This is a genomic window from uncultured Mobiluncus sp. (assembly GCF_963511525.1).
Taxonomy (GTDB): domain Bacteria; phylum Actinomycetota; class Actinomycetes; order Actinomycetales; family Actinomycetaceae; genus Mobiluncus.
The window spans coordinates 109130-135430 of the sequence record NZ_CAUPIY010000004.1; the positions used below are offsets into that span (position 1 = coordinate 109130).

At 59.9% G+C, this 26301-nt stretch carries 22 protein-coding genes and 1 pseudogene; 17 read left to right on the top strand and 6 right to left on the bottom strand.

Annotation, left to right across the window (positions count from 1 at the left end):
* Positions 1-6 precede the first annotated feature (6 nt).
* Entirely contained in the window at positions 7-2568 is a 2562-nt protein-coding gene (locus RQ935_RS04510) for a histidine kinase N-terminal 7TM domain-containing protein (protein WP_311497389.1), read from the top strand.
* The gene (locus RQ935_RS04515) at positions 2561-3997 is read left to right on the top strand and encodes an ATP-binding protein (RefSeq protein ID WP_311497390.1); all 1437 of its coding nucleotides are present in this window, start codon (positions 2561-2563) and stop codon (positions 3995-3997) included. Before RQ935_RS04510 ends, RQ935_RS04515 begins: the two co-directional genes overlap by 8 nt.
* 32 nt (positions 3998-4029) lie before the next feature.
* On the opposite strand, the gene RQ935_RS04520 is transcribed toward RQ935_RS04515, so the two are convergent.
* On the bottom strand, positions 4030-5178 hold the full coding sequence (locus tag RQ935_RS04520) for a pyridoxal phosphate-dependent aminotransferase (protein ID WP_311497391.1): 1149 nt from the start codon (positions 5176-5178) through the stop codon (positions 4030-4032).
* A gap of 182 nt (positions 5179-5360) precedes the next feature.
* Between RQ935_RS04520 and RQ935_RS04525 the strand changes: the two genes are divergently transcribed.
* The 14 genes and pseudogenes from RQ935_RS04525 (at position 5361) to RQ935_RS04590 (ending at position 20779) form a co-directional block, all read left to right on the top strand.
* The gene (locus RQ935_RS04525; RefSeq protein WP_311497392.1) at positions 5361-7256 is read left to right on the top strand and encodes a ribonucleoside triphosphate reductase; all 1896 of its coding nucleotides are present in this window, start codon (positions 5361-5363) and stop codon (positions 7254-7256) included.
* A gap of 194 nt (positions 7257-7450) precedes the next feature.
* A complete protein-coding gene (locus RQ935_RS04530; protein WP_311497393.1) occupies positions 7451-8083 on the top strand; it encodes a hypothetical protein in 633 nt (210 codons plus the stop codon).
* Between the two features lie 71 nt (positions 8084-8154).
* Positions 8155-8961: an anaerobic ribonucleoside-triphosphate reductase activating protein gene (locus RQ935_RS04535; RefSeq protein WP_311497394.1), complete on the top strand. Its 807-nt coding sequence runs from the start codon at positions 8155-8157 to the stop codon at positions 8959-8961.
* 65 nt (positions 8962-9026) lie between these two features.
* Positions 9027-10238, top strand: a complete 1212-nt coding sequence (locus RQ935_RS04540; RefSeq protein ID WP_311497395.1) for a hypothetical protein — start codon at positions 9027-9029, stop codon at positions 10236-10238.
* 21 nt (positions 10239-10259) lie between these two features.
* The gene (locus tag RQ935_RS04545) at positions 10260-12104 is read left to right on the top strand and encodes an N-acetylmuramoyl-L-alanine amidase (protein WP_311497396.1); all 1845 of its coding nucleotides are present in this window, start codon (positions 10260-10262) and stop codon (positions 12102-12104) included.
* 67 nt (positions 12105-12171) lie between these two features.
* A complete protein-coding gene (locus RQ935_RS04550) occupies positions 12172-13014 on the top strand; it encodes a thioredoxin domain-containing protein (RefSeq protein ID WP_311497397.1) in 843 nt (280 codons plus the stop codon).
* Between the two features lie 70 nt (positions 13015-13084).
* A complete protein-coding gene (locus RQ935_RS04555) occupies positions 13085-14017 on the top strand; it encodes a cytochrome c biogenesis CcdA family protein (protein WP_311497398.1) in 933 nt (310 codons plus the stop codon).
* 41 nt (positions 14018-14058) lie between these two features.
* Positions 14059-15339, top strand: a pseudogene (locus RQ935_RS04560) (magnesium transporter MgtE N-terminal domain-containing protein); the annotation flags it as partial.
* A 205-nt stretch (positions 15340-15544) separates the two neighbouring features.
* A complete protein-coding gene (locus tag RQ935_RS04565; protein ID WP_311497400.1) occupies positions 15545-16099 on the top strand; it encodes a DUF1003 domain-containing protein in 555 nt (184 codons plus the stop codon).
* 55 nt (positions 16100-16154) lie between these two features.
* Positions 16155-17132, top strand: coding sequence for a 23S rRNA (guanosine(2251)-2'-O)-methyltransferase RlmB (gene rlmB, locus RQ935_RS04570; RefSeq protein WP_311497453.1), 978 nt, complete (start codon positions 16155-16157; stop codon positions 17130-17132).
* Between the two features lie 209 nt (positions 17133-17341).
* Positions 17342-18862: a cysteine--tRNA ligase gene (cysS, locus tag RQ935_RS04575; RefSeq protein ID WP_311497401.1), complete on the top strand. Its 1521-nt coding sequence runs from the start codon at positions 17342-17344 to the stop codon at positions 18860-18862.
* Between the two features lie 22 nt (positions 18863-18884).
* Positions 18885-19643, top strand: coding sequence for an AzlC family ABC transporter permease (locus RQ935_RS04580; protein ID WP_311497402.1), 759 nt, complete (start codon positions 18885-18887; stop codon positions 19641-19643).
* On the top strand, positions 19640-19963 hold the full coding sequence (locus tag RQ935_RS04585; protein ID WP_311497403.1) for an AzlD domain-containing protein: 324 nt from the start codon (positions 19640-19642) through the stop codon (positions 19961-19963). Before RQ935_RS04580 ends, RQ935_RS04585 begins: the two co-directional genes overlap by 4 nt.
* 81 nt (positions 19964-20044) lie before the next feature.
* A complete protein-coding gene (locus RQ935_RS04590; RefSeq protein WP_297723276.1) occupies positions 20045-20779 on the top strand; it encodes a phosphoglyceromutase in 735 nt (244 codons plus the stop codon).
* 243 nt (positions 20780-21022) lie between these two features.
* Here the strand turns inward: RQ935_RS04590 and RQ935_RS04595 are convergent, their stop codons facing one another.
* Positions 21023-21256, bottom strand: a complete 234-nt coding sequence (locus tag RQ935_RS04595) for a hypothetical protein (protein ID WP_311497404.1) — start codon at positions 21254-21256, stop codon at positions 21023-21025.
* A 140-nt stretch (positions 21257-21396) separates the two neighbouring features.
* Here RQ935_RS04595 and RQ935_RS04600 point away from each other — a divergent pair, with 140 nt between their 5' ends.
* Positions 21397-21879, top strand: coding sequence for a CarD family transcriptional regulator (locus RQ935_RS04600; RefSeq protein WP_169756031.1), 483 nt, complete (start codon positions 21397-21399; stop codon positions 21877-21879).
* A 90-nt stretch (positions 21880-21969) separates the two neighbouring features.
* Here RQ935_RS04600 and RQ935_RS04605 read toward each other — a convergent pair whose 3' ends face one another.
* Genes RQ935_RS04605 through RQ935_RS04620 form a run of 4 tightly spaced genes read right to left on the bottom strand, consistent with a single transcriptional unit; the run spans position 21970 to position 25800 of the window.
* The gene (locus RQ935_RS04605; RefSeq protein WP_279105576.1) at positions 21970-22281 is read right to left on the bottom strand and encodes a P-II family nitrogen regulator; all 312 of its coding nucleotides are present in this window, start codon (positions 22279-22281) and stop codon (positions 21970-21972) included.
* Positions 22278-23912 carry a DUF1538 domain-containing protein gene (locus RQ935_RS04610; RefSeq protein WP_311497405.1) on the bottom strand — a complete coding sequence of 545 codons (1635 nt, stop codon included), beginning with the start codon at positions 23910-23912 and terminating at the stop codon, positions 22278-22280. The genes RQ935_RS04605 and RQ935_RS04610 overlap by 4 nt, the downstream gene beginning before the upstream one ends.
* Positions 23913-24590: a P-II family nitrogen regulator gene (locus RQ935_RS04615; RefSeq protein WP_311497406.1), complete on the bottom strand. Its 678-nt coding sequence runs from the start codon at positions 24588-24590 to the stop codon at positions 23913-23915. It lies immediately after the preceding gene.
* Positions 24583-25800 carry a DUF1538 family protein gene (locus RQ935_RS04620; RefSeq protein ID WP_311497407.1) on the bottom strand — a complete coding sequence of 406 codons (1218 nt, stop codon included), beginning with the start codon at positions 25798-25800 and terminating at the stop codon, positions 24583-24585. Before RQ935_RS04620 ends, RQ935_RS04615 begins: the two co-directional genes overlap by 8 nt.
* Positions 25801-26301 lie beyond the last annotated feature (501 nt).

The window sequence follows — 26301 nt, forward strand, 5'->3', positions numbered from 1 at the left end:
GATTTCATGTCTGCCTCGCCCTATCCGCGCAATAGGTTCCCCAGTTCACCTTCTGTCGTTTCGGTAGGACCCACCTGGGTACACGACTGGCTGGCGCATTTGGGCGTTGCTCTCGCCTTGGGGCTGATTGCGGTGGTTTTGATTTTTGCCCCACTGCGCACGATTTCCTTCCAAACCGAATATACCATGGCGGTCCCTACGAGTTTTGACCAACGCCTCACGGATTACTACCAACGAAATGGAGTCAAGGTCGAGCTCCACAGTGAGTGGTCACTGCTAAAGCTGCTGCGTTCGGGTCCCGCTTACGTTATCACCAGTGAAGTCATGGCTAATTCGGCACAGAAATCCGAACCGGAGGGACGGTTCACGAAACTTTATCCCGAATCGACTGTACTGGCCTCGCGCGCCACAAAAGTCAAGTCCATCACTGATTTCCAGAAACTAGCCGATGGCACGAAAACTATTTATCTCGATCAAGGCGTTTCCCGGCTGGAACTGATGAGCGCCCTGGCCTTGCGTCACGACTCCGCGGGAACGCAAGTTTTCTCCGCAGCTCAAGCAAAACGACTATTGAATAACATCAACCGCCAGGGCAGGCTCCAGACCGGAACCTCCCCGCAAGATTTGGAACAGGCGCTTCGCCGCGGCTGGTTTTGCCTAACCACGGATCGGCGGGTGGCCCAATCCTCCGTGGGTCGCTCTGTCCACTACGCCCCCGCCCCCACGCTCACCGCACAAATCGGAATCTGGCAACGCAGCCCGAACGGCATCAACGGAACTTTGCCACTGGCGGCGGTACCCCCCGGTTTTTTCAACCCCGTAGACTACCCCTCAACAAACCCGTCCTTTCGGGAACAAATTCATTCAGAAACAGTAACTAACCTGGGCAGTTACGAGGAATTTGTCTGGGATGCCAGCCTCTACAACGACACCTACGGCGGGTCTTGGGGCTGGGAAAACACCAACGAAGCCTACGAACTGGGAGGATTCATCGCCCTGCTGTGTTTCCTAAGTTTTTGGGCAGGGTGGCGGTTCTGGACAGCAACTTTCACCTATGTGCGCTGGGCAGTGCTGGCACAAGCGGGGATACTCGCCCTGTGGATAATGGCGCGGATTATAAAGCACGCCTCCCTCGGGGTTTTTGAGCGTTACACCTGGTACTACTATTACGTCCCCATCTATACGACCTGCGCAATTGTGTTCTTTGTCATGGCCCACTCCAGCCGCGGGCGCCCGCCGGGTTACCGTTTCTTGCGCGCCACGATTATCGGGGTCGGCGCGGCCCTGATTCTGCTGGTATTCACCAACGATTTGCACCACTTGGTGCTGCGCTTTGGCACCGGGCAGTCCGGGGTGGATTACAGCTACGGTCCGGGATACTACCTGTATTACGCGGCAGCGCTGCTGGTCTTCGCGGCGATCATCTATGCCGGTTCGTGGTCGCTGAAGGGACATTGGTTGCGTCTGGTGGGGGGAATCGGGATACTGTTCCTCGCGGTGTTGTTCTATTCCGTGGCGTACACGGTGCGAATCCCGCTGGTTCGCGCCACCGAAACCGTCCAAATGTATTGCGTGATTTTTGTGTTGGCGTGGGAGATTCTGTTCTTTATCGGGGCGATTGGGCAAAACCGCGGGTATCTGCGGTTCTTTGAAAAATCCCAGATTCCCATCGAAATTGTCAACCGGGATTGGCTCCCCCATTACCGCACGTCCCAGCCCCTCAACCTGGACCAAGACACTCGTCAGCAGCTGCGGGACGGTCAGGTACCGGTGCTGGTCACAGACACTTCGGTACAGCCGAACCGAACCGTGTACTGCCAAACCCGTCCTGTGGACGGCGGCCACGTCCTGTGGGAAACGGACGTCACCGCGGTGCAGGATTTGGAGCGGGCTTTGGCGGCACTGCGCGTCCGCGAGACTCACCAAACCGAAATTCTGCGCGCCGAATACGAAGCCACGTTAAACATGGATGAATCGGCCGATGCCCCCGTCCTCTTTGACCGGCTCGATGACTTGATGAACGCGTCCCTGGGCCGGATTCAAGCCAACACCGCTCGGCTCAACGTATCGCTGGACGAAAGCGAACGCTCCGATATTTTGCGCAACATCAAGATGGACTTGGGTTATGCCAAACGCGCGGGTCTGCTGACTTTGCAGAACTTCGAGAAAGAGACCGTTTCGGTCAACGCCCTGACAACGTTTATGAGCCAATCCTGTACCGATTTTTCTTTCGCAGGAGCTGTGGCCGGCTTGCACGGTCCGACCACCGGCACCGTGCAGCTCCAGGTAGCGTTGTGGTGTTTGGAGGGCTTGCACCGTACCCTGAACCAGCTCATTGGGGCTGCAGAGGTGGCTGTGTTCGTGAACTTCGAGGTCGCCCCAGACGGTAACACAGCCTGGCTAAACTTGATTATTGATCTGGCCGAGCAGGACCTCACTCTGCTCGATCCGCTCTTGACCTGGCCACGCGCCCAAGTCGAAATGTTCGTTGAGGACGACACCTGCCACCTGAACATGGCTATCGACGCTGGTCAACGCTCTTTGGCAGCGGAGGTAGCGCATGAGTGACCAGCTCTACAGTCTCACCCCCGTCCAAATGGGAGCAGCTACCGCCCTGATGGGTATGGGCTTATTGGCGGCGTGCCTGCTCACGATGGGTCAATGGCTCATTCATCGGCGGCGTTTAGCCACGGTATTCCTGCTAAGTGTGGAATTTTTGCTGGCTTTCTATATGTGGGCGTTCGCCACCGTTTTTATCCATTCTCAGACAGGGATTTTTTTGCTCCAAGACAATAACTTCGGGTGGTTTGTGGTGGTCTGCTTGGTGCTGGGGGCGGCGACAATGGGAACCAACTACCGCTATGCCGAGGCCCCGCTGCTGGTGACGCTGACCCTGGCAATGCCACCCTTCATCGCTGCCGGAGGTGTTTGGGTACTGCTCACCTCCGGGGCACTAACGACCTCTTGGCTGTGCGTCCAGGTGTGGCGAGATTGGCAGCTGCTGCACCGCGACCTCAGTCCTTTCAGCGTCAAAGAGGCTTTGGATCGGCTGGAACACGGCGTAGCGTTCGCGAACTTTCGGGGTCGCAGCAAGTTTGCCAACGCTGCTATGGAAGGGCTTTTGGGGCGTCTGGGGTTGACGTCGTTGACGAATATCGGGACGCTGGAACGCCAACTATGTCAATTCAGGTTTGAGACGAAAAGCCGCAAAGCTGCCCCCAATTCCCCGAACTGCTGGGAAGAAAACGACGACGGAACCTCCCGGCTGCGAATCACGGAACCCGATGGGCGGACTTGGGTGTTGACCCATAGCCGAATTCGAGATGGCCGGCGGTCTTGGATTCAACTGCTAGCTGTCGATGTCAGCGACTACATGACGCTCAGTTACCGGCTTTCAGCAGAGATTGATGCCCTGCAGGCCCGCCAAAAACGCCTGGTCAGTGAGACTTCGCGGCTCGATGAGGCCCTGTCACGTCGGCTCATCTTATCGACCCGGTCCACCATTCACGACACACTTTCCCAGCGGATTTCTTTCGTTCACCGGTTCTTGGAGGACGAAGTGTCAGACGATGAACGCCTGCGTCGCCTCCAGGGTCTGCTGGAGGGTTTGCCCTCCGACCTGAGCCAGGACCGCGTCACCGCGACCCCCGAAATTTGGCTGGAAACCCTGCAAGATCTAGCCTCGGCGGCCGAACTGGAACTGCATATTTCCGGCGACCTTCCACCCCAGGCCGACAAAGCCCGAATGTTTACGGATGTGCTGCGCGAAGCCATCACGAATGTGTTGATTCACACGACTTCCAAAGAAATGGAGGTGCGTCTGGGTCAGGACGCCTCTGGTTTCTGGATGGAAGTCTCGAACCCCAGCACCGTGGAGACCACGCTGACCTACGGCACCGGCCTGAGCAACTTGGAATCCCGGCTCGAAGCCCTCGGTGGCTCCCTGTCCGTGTTCACCACTCCACGTTTCACCCTGCGCGCCCGTTTGCCGCGCTGAGCGAAAATCGCATCCCCCCACCGGCCTGGCAATCAGAGCTGGTCAGCGATGCCCGCCAGCAGGGCTTCGAGGGCGGGGCGGAACGTCGGGGCATCCAGCAGCAGCGACACCGACACCACTGAGGCAAAAGGCATATCGAAAAAGTATCCCGGCTGCACGGTGATGCCCCGCTGGGCAATCAGCCCGGTGATGAGCGCGTCCTCGTCCACGTGGGCGGGAAATCGCAGCAGCGCGTTCCAGCCGCCTTCGGGTTCCAGCAGGCTCACGGTTCCGCTCGGCTCCGTGCGCACAAGGTCCCTCAAGGTGGCAAGGTTCTCGCGGCACCGTTGCCGGGTGGCGCGGGTCGCGGCGGGCACAGCGGCCAAGTATTGCCCCAAACGCTGGGCCAAAACATCGGAAAACGGCAGGTAGGCGTCCGCGATGACATCCAGGCGGGCGCAGGCCGCCGCCACGTCTGGCTCCGGCCCGGACACTTCCAGCCACGCGATTTTCAGCCCCGGGGCGCTCAAGTTTTTACTCATCCCGTCCAGGGCAAAGGTCAGCACTTCCGAAGTTCCCGCCAGGCGCTGGCGATCGGCGGGTCGGGTGGGCGCGCCGGGCAGGTCGAAGTCAAAAAACACCTCATCAGCGATGAGCGCTACCCCGTGGTCCGCACAGTAGTTGAGGAGCCGCTGACGATCCTCGTGATGTACATAAGAGCCGGTGGGATTGTTCGGATTGATAGCCACCACGGCGCTCACCGCCCCCAGATTGAGGTCGTCCAGTTCCCACCGGGATCCCACCCAGGTCAGGGGATAGAAATCGACCCCCACGTTTTCAAGCCCCGCGATCGTTTCTACCAGGGGGTATCCCGGGGTCGGGGCGGCGAGCCTCTCGCCGGGGTCACACGTCAACTTCGTCAACCACGCATAGCCCTGGGAAGTTGAACTTAATAGATACAGGTTTTGTGGATTAACCTCTCGACCGTCACGCTCCCCCAGCCAGGCGGCCAGCGCCTCTCGGGCTGCCCGAGGCCCCCGCGGGTCAGGTTCATAGGGCGGCAGGCCCGGTGTACCCAACCCCCAGCGGGTCGGATTGGAATCCGCCAGATTTATTTTCAACGTGCCGTCGCGTCGGGCCGCGCGCTGGGCGACAGTCACGGCGTTCGGTTCGTTCAGTTCCACCCGGTGAGAAAATTTCACCCTCCTACGATACCGCGACACGCACAACGACGAATCGCCGTAGCCCACAGACCTGGGCAAACACAATATGTAGTGGTAAAATTGAGCAACACGCACAATATGTAGTTGATTTGGCGAAATACCTCCCTAGAGTAAATTCTTGTGTCCCCGATATTGGGAGATGAGGAGATGAAAGGAAAAAGATGACTGCAATGAAGCAAGAGACGACCCCCGTTTTTGAAACGAACCCGCGCCACCACACGGTTGACCCCATAGAGACAGTGGACGAATACCTGAGCCAGGCTGACTGGCGGGTTAACGCCAACGCCAACCAGGGCTACTCGGTCGGCGGCCTGATTTTGAACGCGGCGGGCAAGATGGTGGCCAACTACTGGCTGGACAAGATTTACCCCGCCGCGGCCGGTGCTGCCCACCGCGACGGCGACTTCCACATTCACGATTTGGATATGTTTGCCGGATACTGCGCCGGCTGGTCGCTAAAACAGCTGCTGCAGCAGGGTTTCAACGGAGTCAGCGGGGCCATTGCCTCCAATCCGCCGCGGCATTTCAGCTCGGCCTGCGGGCAAATCGTGAACTTCCTGGGCACGCTGCAAAACGAATGGGCCGGTGCCCAGGCGTTCTCTAGCTTCGACACCTATATGGCGCCTTTCGTCCGCTTGGACGACATGACGTATGCCGAGGTCAAGCAGTGCATGCAGGAACTCATCTACAACCTGAACGTCCCCAGCCGCTGGGGCAGTCAATGTCCGTTCACGAACCTCACTTTTGACTGGACCTGCCCGCCCGACCTGCGCGACGAGGTGCCGCTCATCGGCGAGGAACTGTGCGACTTTGCTTATGGAGACCTGCAGGCCGAGATGGACATCATCAACCGCGCCTACATGGAGGTCATGACCGAGGGGGACGCCGACGGACGCGTGTTCACTTTCCCCATTCCGACCTACAACATGACCAAGGATTTCGACTGGGATTCCCCGAACGCCAACCTGTTGTTTGAGATGACGGCAAAGTACGGGCTGCCCTATTTCCAGAACTTCATCAACTCGGAGCTGGACCCCGGCCAGATTCGCTCCATGTGCTGCCGGTTGCAGCTCGACCTGCGGGAACTGGTCAAGCGCGGTAACGGGCTGTTCGGTTCGGCGGAGCAAACCGGGTCTATCGGGGTGGTGACCATCAACTTGGCACGTCTGGGTTATCTGCACAAGGGCGACGAGGACGGTTTGCGCGCCCGCTTGCGTGAACTCATTGAGTTGGCTTCGGTGACTTTGGAACGTAAGCGCATCACCATCCAGTACCACATGGACCACGGCTTGTTCCCCTACACGAAACGCTACCTGGGGAATCTGGACAACCACTTCTCGACCATCGGGGTCAACGGCATGAACGAGCTGATCCGCAACTTCACCGACGATGCTTATGACATCACCGACCCGCGCGGACACGCCCTGGCGGCCCGTATCCTGGACGGGGTGCGCGACCAGATGGTGGAGCTGCAGGAATCTACCGGACATATGTACAACCTGGAGGCGACCCCGGCCGAGGGCACCACGTACCGCCTGGCGAAAGCTGACCGCAAACGCTTCGGAGACAAAATCCTGCAGGCCGGCACGACCGAAAACCCCTACTACACGAACTCTTCGCAGCTGCCGGTCGGGTTCACCAACGACCCGTTCTTGGCCGAGGAACTGCAGGAGGAACTGCAGACCAAGTACACCGGCGGCACCGTGCTGCACCTGTACATGGGCGAGGCCGTGTCCAGCGCGGAAGCCTGCAAGCAGCTGGTACGCCGCTCGCTGACCACCTGGCGCACCCCCTACATCACCATCACGCCAACGTTTAGTATCTGCCCGACGCACGGCTATATTTCCGGCGAACACTTCACCTGTCCGCAATGCGAAGCGAAGGGCCGGCACCAAGATTGCGAAGTGTGGACGCGGGTCATGGGCTACTTCCGTCCCGTCCAGTCCTTTAACATCGGCAAGAAAGGCGAGTTCGCTGAGCGGCAGTACTTCAACGAGTCGGCGGCTGCCTCCCACGGTGAGCTGCACTCTCGCTTGGCGGAAGCGGCCTTGGTTTAGGGACAGATTTACCACCCTCGTGGTTTCACAAGGGTCGTGGGTCGACCGGGTTCGCGGGTGACAGTTTTCGCACGCCACCCGCGAACCGAGATTTTCCGTACTTTTGGGTGATTACAAGCCTTAACCGTTTGCCTAGGCTGTTTATCAATCCGGGGCAACCAGCCCCCTCAGCCTGACAAATGGAAGGAAAACTCATGAAAAAGTTACTTGCGTTGACGGGTGCGTTCGCCCTGGCCCTGAGCCTGTCCGCCTGCGGCGGTGGGGACGAGAAACCCACTGCGGACGCCAAAGCCCCCACCACGGAAGCTCCGTCCGAGGCGCCCGCTGCTGATCAGAAAACCGGCCTGATTTCCACCACCGAGGACGTGGCCATACCTGACCAAGAAGAAGCTGAGGAAAAAGTCAACGATGCGGACGCATTGGAAGACAAGTGGGAAGCGGAAGGCGAAGCGTTCGCGGAAGGAAAGGGAATCGAGAACACCAGTTCCCACGTTTCGCCAACTTTTGCCAATTTCGATAAAGACAAAATCTCTAGCTACCGACTGTACCTAAACGCTAATGACGATTGGAAGACCGGAGACAAGGTCAAGGTCACTTTCTATTGTCAGACTGTTAAACCCGCGAATATCAAAGTGTGGATTGCTCCGCAGATTGAGGACGCAGGCGACGATCAACCAGGTCAACTCAGCGAAGTCGCTTGCGGTGTGGACAGCCCAGCCGAAGCCACTTGGGAATACACCTTGCCAGCGGATTCATCTAACCTGATGTTCGTGCAATATCAAGTCCCGATTGAAGGTTTCATGATTACCGACTACGAAAGAATCTAAGTTTATAGCTTCCGGGAGGCCCCATCTCGGGGCTTCCCGGGCATTTTTAGCAACGATTAGAAAGACCCATCGTGAACACAGGCTGCATTGATGACCAGAATGAAACCGATTGCCCGCTCACGGGTTTGGTTATCGCCGGAGTGACACCGTTTTCTACGGTGGATTGGCCGGGAAAACTGGTCGCCAGCGTGTTCCTGCAAGGATGCCCCTGGAACTGCGGATATTGCCAAAATTTTGCCATCATTGACCCGCGGACACCCGCCGGTTACGAGGAGGCGGACCTGTGGGAGCTGCTGGGGCGGCGGCGCGGTCTGCTCGACGGGGTCGTGTTTTCCGGCGGGGAGCCGACTCGCCAGGCGGCGCTGGTGCCCGCCGCCCGGCAGGCGCGTGACCTTGGTTTTTTGGTGGGGTTGCACACCGGAGGGGCCTATCCGCAGCGTCTGGCGCAGCTGCTGGACGCCGGGTTGCTCGACTGGGTCGGCTTGGACGTGAAAGGCCTGGCCCAAAACTATCCCCAAGTGGTGGGCCGTGCACAAGCCCGTCAGGCCGGCACGGACGCTTGGCGGGCGCTGGACCTGGTGTTGGCGGCACACCGGGCCGGAACCCTGCCGGATTACGAGGTGCGCGTCACCGCCTATCCCGGCACTGACGCGGGCGACACGAATCCGTCGGCCCTCCCCGCTTTGGCACGTGCCCTGCACGAGCGCGGGGTGGAACGCTTAGCGCTGCAGCAGGCTCGCCCCGACGGTACGCGCCCGGAATTTCAAAAGCTTTGTGCACGGGATCAAAGCAAATCTTTTGCGACTGACTTGGCGACCCAGGCTGGTGAGCTGAAGGCAATGTTTACGCATTTTGAGTTTCGCGGTTCCGCCGGCTGACCCCACAGCCCATAAAAACCACAAGTTACAGGTGGAAAGACGCGAATTTGTGGAATAATAACCGTATGGATGAACTGCGTGCCAAAGCTAGTGACCCGTCTACTCCCGGTTTGGATTTACAACAGCTGGCGACCAATGCGGAACTGCGTCCGTTGATAGCGAAGAACCCCGCGGCCTACACCGGCCTGCTCGACTGGCTCGTGAACAAGAATGAGCCCGAAGTACTCGCTGCCCTGCGTGAGCGCCAGGCCGCTTTTGAAGCTGGCCAGACGATGCCCATGCCTTCCCTCCCGATTCCCGGTCTGTCAGCAGCACCGACCCCCAGCGAATCGGCAACCCCCGCAACTCCCTCGACAGTCACCCCTGCTGAAACCGCCGCACAGCAACCGAAAACCACTACGACGCCCGGCTCCGAAGCTGCCCCCGCCACCGGGGAAACCCCTTACGTGAACCCCAACCGAACCTCCATACTGGGACAAAACCCTGCGGAAACCACCGTACTACCCCCGCAGAGTACCCCCGTATCCTCCCCCTCCGGCCTGCCCCCGTCCTATCCGCCCAATGCGGCGCCAAGCCAGGGCGCGGGGATGGGTAGCTATGGCACCGTACCTCCGGGCGTGGCACAGACCCAGTACATGGCCCCCGTCACCGGCAATATCCCGGTGATGAATCCAACCCCGACCCCTTACACGCCGATGGCTGCGAAGCCGAAATCCAACACCGGTTTATGGGTCATTTTCTCAGTTTTGCTCGTTGCTGTAATCGGCATGATTATTGCGATAGTTTTGGTGATCACCGGAGCTATTGGGGGCGGCTACGACCAGTCTGCCGCGGCTTCCCCGAACGCCGCCGGCGATACCGCAGGCAATACTTCCGCGGGCAACAGCGAATCCCCACGCCAGACGGTGGCTCCTGCACCGGCCGGCGCCCAAAATATCCAGTCTTTTGTCACCGAAACCGGGGACTCCACCTGCCAGGTAAACGGCGATGAACTCGTTTGTCAGGTGCGTAACCTGGTCAGCCCGGTGGGGGGCTGCGATATCTATTTCGAATCTTTGGTCATCAGCATGAAAGACGGCGACCCGTCGACCTCTTGCCAGTCCAATGCTGATTACACCACCAGCGGCTCGGTGATTCCTCACGAGACAGCCATTACCTACGGCGATTTTGCCTGCCAATCGACCTACAACGGTACTGGATGTTGGAACACGGTAACCGGTAAAGGCTTCTTTTTTGCCAAACAGGACTACCACCAACAGAACGCCACTGGGAACTAACTCATCAGTAACAGGAGCGATATGCCCAACTGGGAGGAATTCGACACCTGGGAACCAACCCAGGATTACCCCACTGCACCTCCGGCACGTTCCTCCTCACTGGGTAAGCCGCCCAGCCGCCGCTTGCCCCCAGCCTCGGATTCCGAGCGCAACCTCGACCGTAACCCTGCGGATGCCAACGCTGCCAGCTTTTTTGAAGAATTTTCCGCCGCCGCCGAAGCAGCTGGCGCGGCCAGCGCCAGCCAGCTGCCCCAGCTTCCCTACGGGGATAATCCGGGGATTGCCGCCCTGCTGGCCAATGCCCAAAACATGCTGAATGCGGATGGTCCCCAACACCAAGATCCTCCCTTTTCCCGGTCTGACGCTGCGGACACCCCGGATTTTCCAGCCGCGGAAATCCCGGAAGCGATGCGTGAGGATTTCGACACCCAACTGGCTCCGGGGGAGCCCGCTGTTCCCACTGCGCAACCGCCCCGAACCAGGAGTTCAACAGGACGGGGGCGCAAACCCGCACAGCGCCGACCCGAACCGGTCCATTCCGAAGGGTGGAAATCTTTGGTGTCCGGATGGGACGACCTGGGCGCGACCAGTGCCGCAGCCGCGACACCACCCAGTGCGGACGCCCTGGGGACAGGCACAGATTCTCTCAGCAGCGCGCCGCAGCGGACTTCCAAACGCGCCGCGGCACACCCGGATGTGGATTGGGAACATCTCCAATCGGTCTCGCCGCGCACTCCTCAGAGGGCCTCGGGCGCCCCACCTACGCGAGCGGAGTTGTCCGAGCCGCGGTGGAAGTCCCTCACCGCCCAGACACCGGAAGGGCCCTCCAAGTTACGGCTGCGCCGGGTGGGGACGGGAACCCCCGAGCCGCGGCCAAGCGACGGGATTTCGCCGCTGGTGCTGCTGGCCGGGGGGATTATCCTGTCCCTGGTTAGCGTGGGCATAGGAGTGAGCGCCGGAATGAACCTGGTGCCGCGTCCCACCGTGACCGTCACGGCTACCCCCAGCGACTTTGCCAAACCGAACCCGAACAATCCTGATTCCATCGGAAACGCGGGACCGTCCGAGAACCCTGATGCCGGCGCTGCCGGGGGTCTGAAGGGGCTGAAAATCGTCCTCGATCCGGGACACAATGGCGGTAACGCCGCAGCTTGGCAGCAAATCGGGGCGAATGTTCCCGATGGGCGCGGTGGGCAAAAACCCTGCAACACGACCGGTACCGCTACCGCTGACGGCTACACCGAACACGAGTTCAACTGGAAGATTGCGAACGCCCTAAAGACCAAGTTGGAGGCCGAAGGCGCCACCGTGTTCCTGACGCGCGACTCGGATGCGGGGGTGGGGCCATGCGTGGATGCACGTGGCCAGTTTGCGCAAAAGGTCGGGGCTGACGTGATGGTTTCCCTCCACGCCAACGGCACCACGGACACGGCTCAGCACGGATTCTTCGTGATGATTTCCGAGCCGCCACTAAACGAGGCACAAAAGCAGCCTTCCTCCGATTTGGCCACCAAAATGGTCAAGGCTCTGCAGGAGGGGGGATTCGCGCCCCAGTCCGGGGGGTCCATCAGCAGCGGGGTGTGGAAACGTTCCGATTTGGCGACGCTGAATTTTTCTGAAGTGCCCGCCGCGATGGTGGAGCTCGGCGAGATGCGCAACCCCGCTGATGCCGCCCTCATGAAGTCGGATACCGGTCAGGAACGCTACGCCCAATCCTTGTTCGATGGTCTGAAAGCGTGGGCAGAGGCGAGCCGACCGGCTGCCAGCCCTACCACGGCGGCTTCTCCCACGGTTTCACCGGCCGCCCCGCAGCAGTCTCCCGCCGCGGAGTCTGCCTCCCCGGCCGCCCCCACGGGCGGACAGTAGCCGCCCGGCGGTATACCGGGCTTCCGCTATGCTTGACTAAAGGAAGTATTTGGAAATATGAGGGACAATGAGCGATAAGGACAAATCTGTGGAACGTAGCGCCGCCAATGTGTGGGCTTTGAAAATTATTGGCGTCCTGGCCATTGTGGTGCTTTTAGTCATCGCGTTTTTTGTGGGGCGCGCCACCGCGCCGGGAACAACCGAACCGGCGGCCTCCCCTGCCGGTTCCGGTTCGTCCACCGGCAACGGCGGCGGTCAGAAGGCCGTGGCGGACTTTGTGGCCCAAACGGGCTTGGTCCCCGGTCAAGACTTCGCCTCCTCGGTCACGAACGAAGGCGGGCTGGAAGCCATGAAAATCCTGCGCGACCGAGCCGACGAGCCCGAACGCACCTTGGGAAAGCCCGACGCCCCGGTGACACTGACAGTTTTGAGCGATTTTTCTTGCCCGATGTGTACCAGTTGGGGCAACGATACGTTGCCGAAACTGCAGAAATATGTCGATGACGGCACCCTGAAGATTCAGTGGCACAATATGGTGATTTTCGCTGACCAGTACCGCTCCGATGTTGCTGCCCGGGGTTCGATTGCGGCGATGAAACAGGGCAAACTGTGGGATTTTGTGCGGGCTGCCTACGGGAGCGCACCCGAGGGAGAGCACCCCACTTATGACGAAAACAAGGTCATTCAGATTGCCCAATCCGTTGGCATCACCGACTTGGGACGGTTCAAGTCCGATATGAACGCCCCGGACACCCAATCCACCGTCTCCGCAGAAACCGAATCGGGCCATTCAGTTGGCGTCAACGGCACCCCGTTCTTCGTGCTGGGCGATTCCACGATTTCGGGAGCCTACCCGTTTGAGTACTTTGAGCACTCTATCGAGTACCAAAAATTCTTGGCCACAAAGTAGGTCCTGGCCGCTGGCCACGTCATTTTTCAAACACACTGCGGGCGGATAGACCCGCGGGGAAGGGAACGGAATGGACTCAGTAACCTTCGCGGTGGCGTATGCCGGGGGGATTCTGACCCTGTTTTCGCCCTGTTCGGCCCTGCTGATTCCGTCTTTCTTTTCATACGCTTTTTCATCAAAGACCAAGTTGGCGTCTCGCACGGCCGTGTTTTTCCTGGGGCTCATGGCGGGATTGCTGCCCACCGGAGCCGCTTTCGGAGCCCTCGGTGCGATGCTGAACGCGAAACTGCGCGGTCTGACCGTGTGGGCGGGACTGATCATCGTCCTGTTCGGGGTGTGGCAAGCTCTGGCGTTGCCGGTGCCGAACTTTGGCAGCCTGAAAAGCCGGTTCCAAGTGTGGAAACGGCGCCGCGCCACGCGGCGTGCCGCGCGCCGAACCCCGGTTTCGGGCGGCTCCCCGCAGGACGGGAATGCCCCGGTCGAACGCACCGCTCCGGCAGCGATTTTCCTGATGGGCCTCACTTACGGAGTCGCCGCGACCGGCTGTCAAGCCCCGATTTTGGGTTCCATTCTCGCTTTCAGTGTCAGTGGTGGCTCCCCAGTGACCGGGTTCTTTACTATGTTTGCGTTCGGCCTGGGAATGTTTACCCCGGTAGCCGTGCTGTCCTTCTTGTGGAACCTGATTCCGAATCGGGTGCTGCGCCCGCGCCCCCTAAAGATTTTGGGTCGGGATTCCACCGTGGGAAACCTGGTTTCGGGACTGTTGATTACCTTGTTGGGGCTGGTACTGATGCTGACGGGCCCCGGCGGGCTCGCCACTTCCCTGCTGTCCGCCAGCGCCCAGTCCAATCTGGAGTTCGCGGTGCAACGCGCCCTGTCTGGGATTCCCAACTGGCTGTTCTGGCTGCTGGCGGCGCTGCTGGTGGCTTTCGTGGCGGTCTACCTGTGGGGAAAGCGCCGCCCCCGCCCTTCTGAGGACACCGCGCCTCACCCCGCCTCGTGAAGTTTCCCACCGTCATCGGCACAAACAGGTAGGATTTACACGTGAGCAGAGACGAAGTTGAACGCGTCTTCGTGGGACGCCTAGGGGGAACCACCGTCTTCGACCCTATCGGAGATCCGGTCGGAAAAGTGTATGACGTGGTCGTTTTGATGCACCGTCGACCGCCCGTTGCCGTAGGTCTAGTGGTGGAGGTTACGCGCGCCCACCGAGTTTTCGTGCCCATCACCCGCGTCACCGCCATCAAATCCAGTGCCGTCATTACGACCGGGCTGGTGAACCTGCGTCGTTTCCAGGCCCGGCCTTTGGAAACCTGCGCGATTCAAGACGTGCTGGATCGGGTCGTGACGCTAAAGGACGGTTCGGGTCAGGCTCAGATTCTCGACTTGGGTATCGAGCGGCAAAAGGACCGGACCTGGGCTGTTACGGAACTTTACGTAGCGCGAGCGCGCCGGGGGGCGTTCCGCACCAAGCTTGGGGAAACCTTGTATGTGGGGGTCGAGGAAGTCACCGGTTTGACCGTCGGAAGCGCCGATCAAGCGGCAGATTCCCTGCTGGCCACCTTGGGCGACATGAAACCCGCCGATATGGCTGATGCCCTGCACGATTTGTCCGACGCGCGGATGCTTTCCATCGCGTCCCAGCTGCCCGATAGCCGCCTGGCTGACGTACTGGAAGAGTTGGAGGAAGACGATCAGGTTAAGATTGTTTCCTCCCTGGACCCGGCGCGAGCCGCCGATGTTTTGGACGTCATGCAGCCTGACGACGCCGCCGACCTGGTGGCTGAACTTCCGCGGGAAGTCGCGGCAAACCTGCTGGAACTGATGGAGCCAGAAGAGGCGAAAGACGTGCGGCGTTTGCTGGCTTACGACGAGGAAACCGCTGGCGGCCTGATGACCACCGAACCGGTGGTGCTGGCGCCGGAAGACACGGTCGCCACCATGCTCGCGCACGCGCAACGCCGAGACATTCCCCCCGCTCTGGCCGCTATCGCGATGATTGCTCGCCCGCCCCTCGAGACCCCCACCGGAAAATTTATCGGGGTCGTGCACCTGCAGCGAGCTTTGCGGGAACCGCCCAATGTCATGTTGGGAAACATTGTCGACACTGACCTGGAGGCCGTGACCCCGGATCGGTCGGTAGACTACCTGACGCGTACCCTGGCAACCTACAACCTGACCGCTATCCCAGTCGTGGGGCCAAACTCCGGTTCCCTGCTGGGAGCTGTCTCGGTGGACGACGTCTTGGACCACCTCCTGCCCGATGACTGGCGGTGGGAGGACCGCGCCGAAGCCGAACAAGCCGCCATTGCGGAAGCCGAAGCTGCCGCCGGTGACGAGGAAACAGAACAAGACACCGCTTCGGCCCTGGCCTCGGACGATGCGGAAGGCGCTCCCAACGATGAGGATGACGCCCCCGCATCGAGCCCTACGGTGAGCGCCATCTTGGCGGATAAAGTTCGCCGCAAACAGACGCGTCAGCAAACAGGTAGAGAGGCTGGTAGAGAGACTGGTAAGGAGGTCAACCCCGATGTCTAAGGGATTGGAGACCCCCACCGAAGGACGCCGCGGAGTGTTCGGGCGTCGGCGCCGCTCCCAGATGGGCGCCCAAGATCGCTCGCTGTTTACCAGGGTGGCGGAAAGCACCGCCCGGTTCATGGGTACTTCCAAGTTCATCTTGTGGATGACGGTTTTCGTGGCGGTCTGGATTGCCGCGAACCTGATTTTGACCCAATCCCTAGGGGATAACCCCTGGGACCCCTACCCGTTTATCCTGCTAAACCTGATGTTTTCCACCCAGGCTTCCTACGCTGCGCCTCTTATTATGTTTGCGCAAAACCGGCAGGACGACCGCGATCGGGTCATTGCGGAGCAGGACCGCCAGCAGGCCGCCCGGACCTTGGCCGATACCGAGTATCTGACCCGGGAAATTGCCGCCTTGCGTTTGGCGGTGTCAGAGCTCGCGACCCGCGATTTTGTGCGGTCGGAAATCCGTGACTTACTCGACGATTTGGAGCAGCGCGCCGCCGAAACGTCAGACGAATCGAAAGACACCTTCCCCGGCGCGGATTCTAACCAGCGCTAACGACCTGCACCCGGGTTGCCGTGAGTTTGCGCCCGGCGAAAACCTGATGGGTAAAATGGTCGGCATGAGTCCAAAGAAAACAACTTCGCACGCCCCGAAAGGAAGCGGCGGGGTCCGTCGGCACCGCTTGAAAGGCAAAGGGCCGACTCCGAAAGCCGCCAATCGCCCTTACCACCAGGCCTATCGCGACCGTCTGGAGGCGGAACGCAAAGCCACCCACACCTCGGGAGTGACCCAGCGGGCTGCCGCGAAAGACAAGTACCGGCCCACCACCGCTGCGGACAGCGAAATCATTTTCGGACGCAACCCGGTGGTCGAAGCCGCCGCGGCCGGGGTACCGCTGAAACGGCTGTTCGTCTCCGCCACGCTCATGAAAGACGAGCGCCTGTCCAAAGTGGTGCAACGCGGGGCCGCTTCGGGAGCGGAGCTGCAAGAATGCTCCCCCGCCGACCTGGACCGCATCACCGCGGGAGGGACCCATCAAGGCATTGCTGCGGAAATCGCGGCTTACGAATATGCCGAAGTGATGGATTTGTGGGACCAAGCGGTCGCTCGAGCCAAATCTGAGCCGAAACGTCCGCCCCTATTCATTGTGTTAGACCAGGTCACCGACCCGCACAATCTGGGGGCGACGCTGCGTTCCGCGGCGGCGTTCGGGGCCGACGGGGTCATTATTGGTGAGCATCGTTCGGCTTCGGTCACTGCGGCCGTGTGGAAAGTTTCGGCGGGGGCGGCGGCGATTGTGCCGGTCGCAAAAGCGCGGAACTTGACTCATGCCTTGCAGCAGCTGCAGGCGGAGGGGGCGTTCGCTATCGGCTTGGACGGTGGTGGGGAAGTGGATTTGCCCGCTTTGACACTGGCGGATCAGCCTCTGGTGGTCGTGACCGGCTCGGAAGGCAAAGGGATTTCCCGGCTGGTGCGCGAAACCTGCGATCAGATTGTGTCTATCCCGATTGATAAGCGCATGGAATCCCTGAATGCCGCTGTCGCCACCGGCATCGCCCTGTACCAAATCGCCGCCCTGCGCGGCTAGGCTCGCCGACTGCCCCGAGTTTGGGGTTTGCCTGGCACGAATGACCGATTTCACTGCGGTTCGAGACGACCGCCTCAAATTAAAATCGGATTTACCTGCGGTTTTGCATCCCAGGTGCCCGGAAAACCCAAAAATCTGGTTTACAGTCGGTCACTCGTGCATTTGCACGATTACTGCCCCAAGCCGGACCAAGCCATTAGACTTAGCTCATGAAGATTTTTGATTCCGCCACGCATGAAGTCCGCGACTTTGAGCCGGTCACACCGGGAAAGGTAGGGCTTTATCTGTGCGGGCCGACAGTGCAGGGAGCGCCCCACCTAGGGCATTTGCGCGCCGCGCTGAACTTCGACGTGTTGGTGCGCTGGCTGCGCCGGCAGGGATACGCGGTGACTTACGTGCGCAACGTCACCGATATTGACGACAAGATTTTGGCTAAATCAGCCGCTGCCGGCGTGCCGTGGTGGGAGCTGGCGGCCCATTTCGAGCGAGAATTCGACTTTGCCTACCGGGCTTTGAATACCGTGCCTCCGACCGTGACCCCGCACGCCACCGCGCATATTCCCCAACAGATTGCGCTGATTGAGCGCCTGCTCGAGCGGGGTCACGCCTACAGCGACACGAACGGTAACGTGTATTTCTCGGTGACGTCCCTGCCGGACTATGGCGCGCTGACGAACCAGCCGGTCAGCGAACTCGCTTCCACCGAGGACGAGTCCCAAATCGACACCGCCACCGAGGCGGGCAAACGCGACCCCCGCGACTTTGCCCTGTGGAAAGCCGCGAAAGATGACGAACCCGCCGATGCGGCTTGGGACGCGCCCTGGGGACGCGGCCGTCCCGGCTGGCACCTGGAATGCTCCGCCATGAGCCAGGCCTACCTGGGCGACACCTTCGACATTCACGGCGGCGGGCTGGACCTGCGCTTTCCCCACCATGAAAACGAGATGGCACAGTCTCACGGGGCGGGCTGGGGATTTGCCCGATACTGGATGCATAACGCTTGGCTGACGCTGAAGGGCGAAAAAATGTCGAAGTCGGTAGGCAACGTGGTCGGGGTGCGCCGCCTGTTGGAGGATTGGGATCCGGCGGTGGTGCGGATGTCCGTGGTCACCACGCACTATCGGACAAATCTGGAATACTCCGAGGATTCCTTGAAACAGGCGGCACTACTGTGGGACAAATTCACCAGTTTCCTCCAGCAAGTTCCTCGGTCCGCCCCGGCGGGGCAGGTGGCTCCGGAGGTTTGCAATATCTATGGAGACGTCGAGCCAGACCTCGCCCGGCAACGCGAACTCGCCGCGGTCGAGTTACCCGCGGACTTCGTGGCGGCTTTGGACGACGACTTGAATGTTCCCGGTGCCCTCCCGGCACTGCACCGCACCCTAAAAGCTGGCAAAGCGGCTTTGGCCAGCGGGGACACGTCTGCGGCCCAGCAGGCCGCCCGGCAATTGCGCGCCATGCTGGACGTGTTCGGTTTGGACCCGTCCGACCCGGCTTGGGCCACGCCAGCGCCCGCAACACCGGCGGCCAGTGCCGCCCCCGACACCACGGAGGCCCCAAACGAAACACTGGAAGCGCTGGTCACCGCCCTTTTGCAGCAGCGTGCTGACGCGAAGGCGCAACGGGATTGGGACCGTGCCGACGCAATTCGCGACCTGTTGCAAGCCCACGTCGCCCCGGTGGTGGATACCCCCGCCGGCGCCCAATGCGGCCCGGTCACGTTCGGTTAGCCCCGTAAAGCAGGTCAGACTGTTGAAAAAACACGACTTTACCACGGGAATCAAGGCAGGACTTCCCATCGGGCTAGGCTATTTCGCGGTTTCTATCGCCATCGGTATGTATTGGGCACAAGGCAAGCTACCGCCCCTGTCCTCGGCTGTATTTTCCCTCACCAGCATCTCCTCTACCGGCCAGTTTGCCGGTATCACCATCATTGCAGCCCGGGGCGGTCTGGTGGAGCTGGCCGTAACCACGGCGCTGGTGAATCTGCGTTACCTGCTGATGAGCACCTCCCTGTCCCAACGCTTGACCAGCACGAATCCCCGCCCGGTCGGCAGTCTCAAACGGATGGTGATGGCACTGGGGGTCACCGACGAAATTTACGCCATCAACATCGGGCGCACCCAAGTGGGTTTCGCACATTATCTCGGTTCGATGATTCTGCCGATTGTGGGCTGGGTATCAGGCACCCTGGTCGGGGCGTATGTGGGTGAAGCGCTGCCCAAAGCGGTGGAAAACGCAGCGGGAATTTTGCTTTACGCCATGTTTATCGCCATCGTCATGCCCCCGTTTAAAAAGTCCTCGCAGGTAAAAATGGTGGTGGCTATCGCGGCGGGAACTTCGGTCGCCCTTGCTTTTGCCCCGGTCGTGTCCCAGCTGTCCTCCGGCTGGCGCATCATTATCGCCACTCTGGTGGCCGCTGGACTCGGAGCCACGTTCTTTCCACACCGAGAGACTGCAGCCGACCCGGAACTGTCCGGCGGCGAGGCGAGGAAAGCGGGTGAGCTATGAGCTACCTGGCCGCTGCTATCCTGGTGACTGCGCTGGTCACCTATGCTTTGCGCGTCCTGCCGCTGCTGGTGTTGCGCCGGGATATCAAGTCTCCTTGGATTAATTCTTTCCTGTATTACGTGCCGTGGGCGGTGCTGGCCGCGATGATTATTCCCGCCGCGTTCCTCTCGACCGGTTCCCTGATTTCCGCAGTGTTGGGGATTGGTGTCGCCCTAGTGCTGTCGTGGCGAGGTCAGTCGCTGTTTGTTGTGGCTGTCGCCGCGGCGCTCACGGTGTGGGTCTGTGAGGTCGCACCAGGGTTCTTGCCCACCCTTTCGTGAATGCTCACCAAAGGCGTGGCACCGCAGAAAACCGGGACCAAAAGCCCTATGACAGGCAAAGGCCTGTGGAAGAATGAAACCATGACATACAAACTTGTGCTGCTCCGCCACGGCGAGAGCGAATGGAATGCAAAAAACCTGTTCACCGGCTGGGTTGACGTACCTTTGAGCGAAAAGGGCCGCGCCGAAGCTACCCACGGCGGTGAGCTGCTAAAGAAGGAAGGTATCCTGCCTGATGTCTTGCACACCTCCCTGCTGCGCCGCGCGATTATGACCGCCAACCTGGCGTTGGACGCGTGCGACCGGCACTGGATTCCGGTGCACCGCTCGTGGAGGCTGAACGAACGGCACTACGGCGCCTTGCAGGGCTTGAACAAAAAGGCTATCCGCGACGAATACGGCGAGGATCTGTTTATGCAGTGGCGCCGGTCCTATGACGTGCCGCCGCCCCAGATTGAGCTCGGTTCCGAGTTCAGCCAGGACGCCGATCCGCGTTACGCCGGTGAGCCGATTCCGCGTTCGGAATGTCTCAAGGACGTGCTGGAACGCGCGTTGCCCTACTGGAAAGACGCGGTCATTCCAGACCTTAAGACTGGCAAGACCGTCATGGTGGCGGCTCACGGCAACTCGCTGCGCGCCATTGTGAAGCACCTGGATTCCATCAGCGATGCAGAGATTTCGGGTCTGAACATCCCCACCGGGATTCCCCTGTACTACGAGCTGGGCGAGGATTTCAAGCCTGTCGCCCACGGCCGCTACCTGGATCCAGACGCAGCTGCCGACGCCATCAAAGCGGTGGCTAACCAAGGCAAATAGTTCATCTCAAACTGTTTGGGGCGCTTCGGTATACCGAGGCGCCCCAAGTAGTTGTCGGCCGGGTGGGGTTTGCAGAGCAGGTAGTTTGCCAGGTCCACCAGTTCCAGCAGTGACGCATCAGGTCGGTGGGGTAGTCAGGTTGCCTCTCAAGGCCGGTGGGGGTTGTTTTCGGTTGGATTCGGCGCACTAGGTACACCGGGCGTGTCGCCGGGTTTGCGCGAATGTTCCGGCGTGTCGCGGAGTCTAAAACTCAGTGCTGCGCGAAGGCTCCGCCAAAATCCCGCGCCGCGCCACTTCATAGACCGGAGGGTCAAGCAGTTCCGCTTCGGCCCCGTGCAAAGCCGCCACATCCCCGGCTTGTGAAGCCATCACCCGACGCACCGCCTTGACTGCTTTCCGTTTCACCGGAGCGTTTGTTAGGTCAATACCCTGTTTCTTTTTACGTCCGGACTTCTTTTTTCTTTTCGGCTCAATCATTGTTACCTCGGTAAAATTTCGCGCTGCAGGAGGCATTTTTTCGCGCCATTGCGCCAAAAGGGGGCACACCTTTAATTGTTCTTTACCACAAAATCGTGATAACATAAGTATATCCACCTCAAAAACGGGAGATTTTCAATATGACATTTAATGTTGGCGAAACCGTTGTTTATCCCCATCATGGGGCCGCCACAATCGAAGAGATTACGACCCGAGTCATAGGAGGTGTGGAACGCGAATATCTCAAGCTACGTGTCGCCCAGGGCGACCTCACCATCCAGATTCCGTCTGAGAACGTAGAGATGGTCGGGGTACGCGATGTCGTTGATGAAGCCGGGCTGGAACATGTCTTTGAGGTGTTGCGTGCCAAGAAAACCGATGAGCCCTCCAACTGGTCGCGCCGTTACAAGGCCAACGTGGAAAAAATCGCTACCGGCGACGTCGTCAAGGTAGCCGAAGTTGTGCGTGACCTGTCCCGCCGTGACTCGAACCGCGGACTGTCCGCTGGTGAAAAGCGGATGCTGACCAAAGCGCGCCAGATTCTGGTTTCCGAACTGGCCTTGGCTGAAAAGACCAACGAAGAGGACGCTTCGCTGCGCTTGGATGAAGTTTTGGCTTCCTAAAACGCCATATCTTTTTACAAATAATAGTTGGAGGTTTTCCTCCAACTATTATTTTTTGCCCGCTTTGCCCGTTCGGACGCTGTGCCCGCCCTACTCGGTCGGTTGGTAAAGTCCGCGCACGCGGGCCGTGTTTTGCACGAAAACAATGCCGTTTCCGGGCTGGTGCAAATCCAAAGTTTCGTAAATCGTCTCCACTATTTGCGGAGTATTCGCCTGGTCGGCCAGGATTATCACCAGCTCTTTTTCCGGTTCAATGCCCAAACCGAACAGGGTGGCAGTCTCGTGAACCCCAGAGCCACGCGCATTAATAATCGTTCCACCGTGCGAGCCAGCCTGCACCGCCGCGTCGATAACCTCTTCGGCGTGGCCTTTTTCCACGACGGTCAATATCACCTGAATCATGAGTTTTCCTTCTTTTGATGGCTGGTTTCAGCCAGTTGGTGCCCTGCCGAGGCGGCAGCAGCGCGGGGGGCGGTTTTTTCACCAGCAGAGTGGGTCGAGTTGGGTTTGGTTTCACCAGTCGGGGTGGGGCCGGCCCACGGGTCTTTGTTGTGCAGGTTGGTGCGGCGCCGGGCGCGAGCCTGGAACACGATACCGAGCAGCTGCAACACAATCGGGGGCATCAGCGCGACCATGGTGATGAGTCCCAAACCGTCCTCCACCACGTCCGCAGTAGGTGTGCCAGCAGCCGCACCTTGAGCAAAAGCCAGCACAAACGTAGTCAGCATCGGACCGGGCGCGACCCCGCCGCCGTCGAAAGCTAGCCCGCCGAACAGCTCTGAAGACACGAACGTCAGCCCGACCGCCACCAGGTATCCTGGCAACAGCATATGCCACAGCTCTAAACTGGGTATCACCAGACGCAACGTAGACAACAGAACTGCCGAGCCCACCCCTAGTGCCATCGCCGCCATCACCGCTGAAGCCCGCACCGAACCGGAAGTGACCTCCTGGACCTGCTCGGTCAGGACGTGCACCGCCGGTTCCGCCAACACCGCCAGGAACCCCAGCGCAAAAGCGATACCCAGCAGCAGCGGCGCGTTGCCGCGCAGCGCCAAACTCACACCAATCGTGCGTCCCACGTCCATGAACCCGCCATTTGCGCCGGTCAAGAAGAAAGTCAGACCCAAAAACGCCATGACGATACCCGCGATGACACTGCGGCGTACGGACTTGTGCAGTTTGAAAACCGTGACGTTCCCAATCAGGAACAGCGCCAGCAGCGGAGCGAGGGCGAGGCTGACACTGCGGGCTTCCATCGGAAAATGTTTCACCAGCGGTTCAAAGAGGTGGGTCGTGTCCGGAGTCAGGGTCGGTCCGGTGGTCGGCAGGGCGCCCAAGTGCAGCATGATAGACGTAATTTGCAGAGCCAAAACCGCCCCCACGCAAGCGATTGCCACCAGCCCGAAGGCGTCCGCTTCGCTGCGTGCCGAATCGCGTTTCAAAGACGCCACCCCGGTAGCGAAAGCCAGCACGACCGGCACCGTCAACGGTCCGGTGGTGGCACCAGACGCATCGAAAGCAATCGCCAGATACTGCATGGGCGCCACCAGCGCCAACAGTGCCACCAGGCCATAAGACCCCAGCAGCACCCAGCGCAGTTTCCAGCCGCGCAAAATCCGCACCATGCCCAGGCACAGCAACACCGCCAGCCCTGCGGAAACCACCATAATCAACAGGATTGAGGACACTATCCCACTGGTTAGCGTGTTGACCTGCGCTGCATAGATGAGAATATCCGGTTCCGCCATGGTCAACAGGAAACCCAGCACGAAAGTGACTGTCATGACCACCGTAATCCGTCCGGACTTCACCACAGTCGAAGACATAATTCGTCCGATAGGGGCGATACCGACCTCGACCCCCAGCAGGAACAGCGACAGTCCGGCGATAACCGCGATGGCGCCCAGCCCGAAACGCGGCAGCAGCACGCCCGGCAGGGGAACTACTGTGAAATGCATCAGCACCACAACAGCAGCAATGGGTATGACCGACTTGGTCGTTTCCCAGAGCTTTGCGGTTAGGGTATTCATCTAAGCTCCCTGGTAAAGTCCACTGACGGCGACCACGTTTTGGGTGAAAAGAATGCCGTGGTTGGGTTTATTCAAGTCGAGTCGCTGATCGATGGCCTCCTCTATTTGGGGGGCATTCTGGGCCGGGGCCAGCATAAACACAATGTCTTTTTCCGGTTCGATTTCCATGCCCAGCACCAGTTCGGTTTGGGCTACCCCCGAGCCGCGCCCAGCGATGATGGTGCCGCCGCGAGCCCCGACACTTTGCGCGGCTTCGACCACGTCCTCGGCCCGACCGTGTTCCACGATGGTGGTGATGAGCTGCCACTGTGCCGGTTGTGCAGCGTGGTCAGCGGGGGGTTCGGGCCAGTGCTCGATGGCGGACGTTCCCGCGATACCCTCCATCTCAACCGCAAAAGCGATACCCCGGTTAGGTTTCTCGAAGTGGAAACGTTTTGCCAAGGCGTCCATCGCCGTTTTCGCGGTGGCGGTGTCCGCCCCCATGATGAGGACTTCTTTGCGGGAATCTATCACGCCGATAGCGTTGAGCCACTTGTTTTTGATGGTGCCGCGCCCCAGCATCACCGTGGCGCCGCGAATCCCGTGTTTTTTCGCTTCGGCAATGATTTTGGAGGCCATCTGGTCATTGACCACAATGTAGAGCAGCACGGCGTCCTTGTGCCAGTCTTTCTCAAGCATGGGAAACCTTCCTTGTCTTAGAAGAATATATTAGTCCGAGAATTTGGATAGCAATCAGCGGTGTCATAGCTACCGTCGCGATTACCCCCAGTCCGTCCACCACCACGTTTGCTCCCGGTGTACCGGCCGCCGCGCCTTGGGCGAAAGCCAGCACGAAAGTGGCGGTCATCGGTCCGGACGCCACTGCCAGCAGCAGGGCGGGGGGTTGGTTTGCGGCCAGCGTTTCGCCGATGGCGCGACCCACGTCCATGAAGCCCGCGTTGACTCCGGTGAGGAAAATGACCAGTCCTACATAGGAAAACACCAGACCCCAGATAATACGGCGCAGTTTTGCTGCGGTCAGGGGGATAAACTTTGCCAGGGCGCCCACTACGAAGGCGGTGAGGATTGGAGCTAATCCGAGCGCTACGTCACGAATCTGGCGGGGGGCCTCTTGCGACAACGCCGCCACGGGGCTGAGATCCAGCACTTCCGGGGCAGGAATGTCACGCGGAATCTCACCTAGCTGAAAAACGACGGCGGTAACTAACACCGCCAAAATTGCTCCCGCGGAAGCAATCCCCACCAGCCCAAACGCATCGGCCTCACCGCTGCGGGAGTCCTTTTTCATCGCGGACACCCCCGCCGCCATCGCCAAGATGAATGGCACGGTCAACGCCCCGGTGGTGGCTCCTGAGGCATCGAAAGAAATCGCGAGGTACTCGGTAGGGGCAAAGAATCCCAGAACCGCCACTAAAACGTAGGCTCCCAGGAGGATAAATTTCAGGGAGATAGAGCGGATAATGCGCACCATTCCGATGGTCAGGAGCACCGCTATGCCCAGGCTCACCACCAGCACCAAGAAGAGCTTGCCCAGCATTCCGTCGGTGATTTCCTCCACTTGACCGCCGTAAATATGCAGGTCAGGCTCCGCTACCGAGATGAACAGGCCCAGCACAAAAGTTGCCGATATCACGACCGCGAGCCTGCCGGAACGGGCGATGGCGTGCCCCAGCAGCTGGCCGATGGGGGTCAGGCCAATATCCACTCCCAGCAGGAAGATCGCCAGGCCAACGATAATGGCCAGCGTGCCCCAGGCAAAACGTGCCGGCAACGAACCTTCCAGGGGGACCAAAGTGAGTGCCAAAACCACGACAATCCCCACGATTGGCGCCTCAGAGAACAGCGTCTCTTTTAGCTTTCGTAGCGGAGCAGAAAAATCAGCAAGCAATTTGGCTCCTCCATAGGGGCGGTTTTATGCCAGTTTATCAAGTTGTCGAGCCAGAAAGTACCGCGCCGGTTGCGCAAGTGAGCCCTGCCGCGAGGTCTGGCGGCGTTCGGGGGGATGCCTCTCAGTCGCAGAAATGGGGTCCCGTTCTGTTTTTCTAAGCGGGCAAGCCGCTAAGAAAAACTACGAACACCCATATGCTCCTTCGAGGTCCCCCCTCCACCACCGCCCTCGCGTAAAACCGGTCCGTCTTGCATGAACGACCGATTTCACTCCGATAAGTGCCGGCTCTACACAGCTAGAATCTCGCTTACCTGCGGGTTCGGAAAACCAACACTCAGCAGGGACGCCAATTCTGGGTTGAAATTGGTTGTTAGTGCAACTACTCGGAAACTAAGGAATGCTACGTACCCGAGCAGCACCGAAATCAAGATTCAAACACCAGGATTCGGGCAGCCGGGCGGGGCGGGGAGCGTTGGGGGCGACTCAGCGAGAGGCTGGGGG